The sequence below is a fragment of the Pseudomonas sp. NBRC 111127 genome (assembly GCF_001320345.1).
Taxonomy (GTDB): domain Bacteria; phylum Pseudomonadota; class Gammaproteobacteria; order Pseudomonadales; family Pseudomonadaceae; genus Aquipseudomonas; species Aquipseudomonas juntendi.
The window spans coordinates 1-4,209 of sequence record NZ_BCBD01000250.1 but is presented as its reverse complement, the minus strand read 5'-3'; the positions used below and the strand labels follow the sequence as shown (position 1 = coordinate 4,209).

Genomic DNA, 4,209 nt, shown 5'->3' with positions numbered 1-4,209 from the left:
GGCCAGCCGTCGCAGAGTGCGGGCATGGCCGTTGTCCTCGGGCCGGTATCGGTGGCCGATTACCTGCAGCGCGAGACGTTCCTGCAGCGCCAGGCCGATGGCAGCCTGAGCGCGGCGACCGACGGTCGTTGGGCGGGTAGCCTGTCGTCGGACATCGACCAGTTGCTGGTGCGCCAGCTGGCCTGGCGCCTGGACAGCCAGCGTGTGGTACTGGCCCCGGCAACGGCCGGTTTCACGCCGGATGTACAGGTGCTGCTGTCGATTACCCGTCTGGACTCTGGCAAGGACCAACCGGCCATCCTCGACGCCCAGTGGCGCCTGCTGGACCGCCGTGGCCGTGTACGTGACAACCGTATCGTGCACCTCGAACAGCCACATGAGGGCAGCGAGTCGTCGCAGGTACAGGCCCAGGGCCAATTGCTGCAGAAGCTGGCCGAGCAGCTGAGCACGGCGGTGAAGCCGCTGGCCAACCAGCCGGCAATCGCTGAAGAAACGCCGAAAAAGCCGGCTGCACCGGTGCAGGTGAAGAAGGCGCCGGAAAAGTCCAGAATCCCGATGGCCTCGCCGATCCGCACCGATATGGAAGTCTATCGGTTCTGACTTAACCGCCAGGTGCAAAAAAGCCCGCGATGCTGCGGGCTTTTTCATGTCTGCGTCAAACCATTGCGAAGCTGGGCCGGGCCCTGTAGGCGCGGCCTGGCGTTGCGAAGGGGCTGCGCGGCAGCCCCAGTACCCAGCGCAGCCTGTCAGGCCCGACGCTCGTGCATGCGCGCCAGTTGCCGTTCCAGCATCGAAGGGTACGGTTCCAGCAGGCGCTCTACGCAGCAGGCGCCCTCAGGGCTGGCAATCGGGCGAATGCGTGCGCGCTGGCGAATCAGTGCGTCATCGCTGATCTGCCGCTCCACCAGCAACAGGTTGCGGCTGTGCTGCGACAGCGCCAGGGCATCCTGGGCTTTTTCGGCGATCAACACGTCTACCAGCTCCAGCCCGTGCAGATCGTTGCCCAATACCAGGCCCAGCTGCAATTGCAAGGTGATGCCGCTGTCGGCCACTTCGATCTGCAGGGCATGGCCCAGGGCGCGCAACAGCTCGCCGCAGCAGATTGCGTTAGTCAGGTAGTCCTCACCACATACGCGGCTGTGGAACAGCACCAGGGTGCTGCCATCGTTGAGTGTGTGCGTTTCGCCGTCGTACAGCGATGCCGCATGCTCCAGGCAGTCACGGTAACGCTCGGTCAGTTCGGTCAGGCGGGTACGCGGCAGACGGCGCAGTTGCTCCTGGGAGCCCAGCTGCACTGCGAGGATGGCGCTGAGGTGCGGTTCGTCGGACTCGTCTACCACTGCGGTTCTTGGTGCAGTGTCGTCGTCGAGCAGGCCGGCGAACGCTTCGTCATCTTCCTCGTCTGGCACTGCGGCGACCTTGGCGCGCGGCGCGGCCTTGGGTGCCGGGCTGGCGTGATGCGGGTCGTCGTACGGTTCATCGTCGTATTCCTCAGGCTCTGGCTCCGGCTCTGGTGGCGGCGGTGGCGCCAGGCGCGCATGCAGCTGGCGGGCGATGTCGCCGATTTCATCCTGGCGGTCGGTGGCCGGGGTGTAGTACTGCGGGTCGCGCAGCCATACCCGCAACTGCAGCAATGGCAGGGTGATGTAGCGGCCCTGGCGCAAGCTGAGGGCCAAGGCCAGCGCCAGCAGGATGGCCGCCAGAATGCCCATGCTTTGCAGGCTGATCAGCATGGGTTGCTGGAATTGGCTCATGTCCAGGCTGATGCGCAGCTGCCCGGCAGCCACGTCCTGGAAGCTGATCTTGGTCTGGTACACGCCTTCGGCCTCGCCCAGCAGGCTATTGCGCGGGCGTTGCCCGGCTTCGGCGAGGATGCGGTTGTCCACGCTGTAGATGGCCGCGTGGGCCACCAGCGGGTTTTTCACCAGGTTGCCCAGCAGCACGTTGAGGCTGAGGATATCGTTGGCTACCAGCAGTTCGGTCGCCGAAGTGGCCGTTTGCGTAGTCAGGCTCTGGCCAAGGGCGTCGGCCTGCTCGTGCATGGCCTGCTTGAACTGCAGGCCCATCACACAGGCGTAGATCACCAGTGCCAGCGCCACCAGGAAGATGTTGGTGCAGGCGATGCGCAGTGCCAGCGGCACGCGACGTTGACTCAGGGCACGATAGATCATCAGGAAGAAGTTGTCTGGTTTGACGGGCGTGGGCCGGTTCACAGAGCTCGGCTCTTAATGGCAAGAAAGTGGGGGGAGTATAGCGAGCCGGGTTTTGTCGGCAAAGTATCGTTGGCGCCCGATGGTCATGGAAAGTCGGTAGAATGCGCATTTTTCATCGAAGTCGGAGCCAGGTTGTGCGCGAAATCGTCCTGATCAACATCACCGGTGAGGACCGTCCCGGTCTCACTGCGGCAATCACCGGCGTCCTGCTGCAGGGCGGTGTGAGTATCCTCGACATCGGCCTGGCGGTCATGCACGGCACCCTGTCGTTCGGCATCCTGGTCGATATCCCTGACAACGAAGTGGCAACTGCCTTGCTGCAGGGTGTGCAAGCCAAGGCCCACGAGCTGAACCTGCAGGCCCGTTATACGCCGATTTCCGAGGCGGACTACCAGCACTGGGCCGACGGCCATGGTGAGGCGCGCCATGTGGTGACCCTGCTCAGCCGCAAGATCACCCCCGAGCAACTGCAGCGGGTCAGTGCGGTGATCAGCCAGTACGGCCTGACGATCGAACGCATCGAGCGGCTGTCGGCCCGGGTGGCGCTGGACGCCGACACCGACAAGGGCAAGGCGGCGGTCGAGATATCCGTGCGTGGGGTGCCGAGCGATGCCCAGGCCCTGCGTGCCGATTTCTTCGCCCTGGCGCAGGCGCTGAGCGTCGACATTGCCTTCCAGAAAGACGACCTGTTCCGCCGCAACCGCCGCCTGGCGGTATTCGACATGGATTCGACGCTGATCGAGGCCGAAGTCATCGACGAGCTGGCCAAGGCGGCTGGCGTGGGTGAGCAGGTGGCAGCGATCACCGAACGGGCCATGCGTGGCGAGCTGGACTTCCGCGCCAGTTTCAAGGAGCGCATGGCGCTGCTCAAGGGCCTGGATGTGGGCGTGCTGGACGAGATCGGCGCCTCGCTGCGCCTGACCGAAGGCGCGGAAAACCTGTTCGCCGAGCTCAAGCGCCTGGGTTACAAGACGGCCATCCTGTCCGGTGGATTTACCTATTTTGCCCGCCAGGTGCAGGCGCGCCTGGGTATCGACTATGTGTTCGCCAACGAGCTGGAAGTGGTGGATGGCAAGGTGACTGGTGTGGCGGTCGAGCCGATCGTCGATGCCCAGCGCAAGGCCGAACTGCTGCAGAAACTGGCCAGCGATGAGGGCTTGCAACTGGAACAGACCATTGCCGTGGGCGATGGCGCCAACGACCTGCCAATGCTGGCACTCGCCGGCCTGGGCGTGGCATTCCGCGCCAAGCCGCTGGTGCGCCAGTCGGCCAAGCAGGCGATTTCTACCCTGGGCCTGGATGGCGTGTTGTACCTGTTGGGCTTGCGCGACCGCGACGCGCGCGGCTGATCCGGAAATTTGGGGCTGCTTTGCAGCCCTTCGCGGGCATGCCCGCTCCCACAGGTTGAGCGCGACCTCACTCTGAGGGAGCGGGCATGCCCGCGAAGGGCCGCAAAGCGGCCCAGGTTTTATCAGGCCTTCAAGCCTGCACAGGCGCCGCCAGCTGCTGCCCCATGCGCACGGCAGAGCCGGCACCCAGGCTTTCGGCCCACTTCACCTGCTGCGGCCCGAACAACACGATAGCCGTAGAACCCAGCTTGAAGCGCCCCAGCTCGGCACCTTTCTCCAGATGGATCGGCGCACGGCTGGCGTCGTCGTATCGGAAGGTCTTCAGCTCACGCTTGGGCGGCGTCACCAGGCCGGCCCACACGGTCTCGATCGAAGCAACGATCATCGCACCCACCAGCACCACGGCCATCGGCCCGCGTTCGGTGTCGAACAGGCAGACCACCCGCTCGTTGCGGGCGAACAGCTCGGGCACGTTTTCAGCAGTGGTCTGGTTCACCGAGAACAGGCGGCCCGGCACGTAGACCATCTCGCGCAGGGTGCCGGCCAGCGGCATGTGCACGCGGTGGTAGTCCTTGGGCGACAAGTAGATGGTGGCGAACTCACCGCCCATGAACGGGGCGGCCAGCGCCGGGTCACCGCCCAGCAGC

General features: G+C 64.9%; 4 protein-coding genes. 2 read left to right on the top strand and 2 right to left on the bottom strand.

Going from position 1 to position 4,209, the window contains the following annotated elements; translation table 11 throughout:
* Positions 1-600 (top strand): membrane integrity-associated transporter subunit PqiC (locus APH30_RS26210; protein ID WP_054914157.1); only part of this gene is annotated, 600 nt, incomplete at its 5' end.
* Positions 601-746: 146 nt separating this feature from the next.
* On the opposite strand, the gene APH30_RS26205 is transcribed toward APH30_RS26210, so the two are convergent.
* Complete coding sequence (locus APH30_RS26205) at positions 747-2,213, bottom strand: AhpA/YtjB family protein (RefSeq protein ID WP_054914156.1); 1,467 nt, start codon at positions 2,211-2,213, stop codon at positions 747-749.
* Between the two features lie 134 nt (positions 2,214-2,347).
* Between APH30_RS26205 and serB the strand changes: the two genes are divergently transcribed.
* On the top strand, positions 2,348-3,562 hold the full coding sequence (serB, locus tag APH30_RS26200; RefSeq protein ID WP_009681320.1) for a phosphoserine phosphatase SerB: 1,215 nt from the start codon (positions 2,348-2,350) through the stop codon (positions 3,560-3,562).
* 130 nt (positions 3,563-3,692) lie between these two features.
* Here the strand turns inward: serB and asd are convergent.
* A partial coding sequence (asd, locus tag APH30_RS26195; protein WP_156326712.1) for an archaetidylserine decarboxylase occupies positions 3,693-4,209 on the bottom strand: 517 nt, incomplete at its 5' end.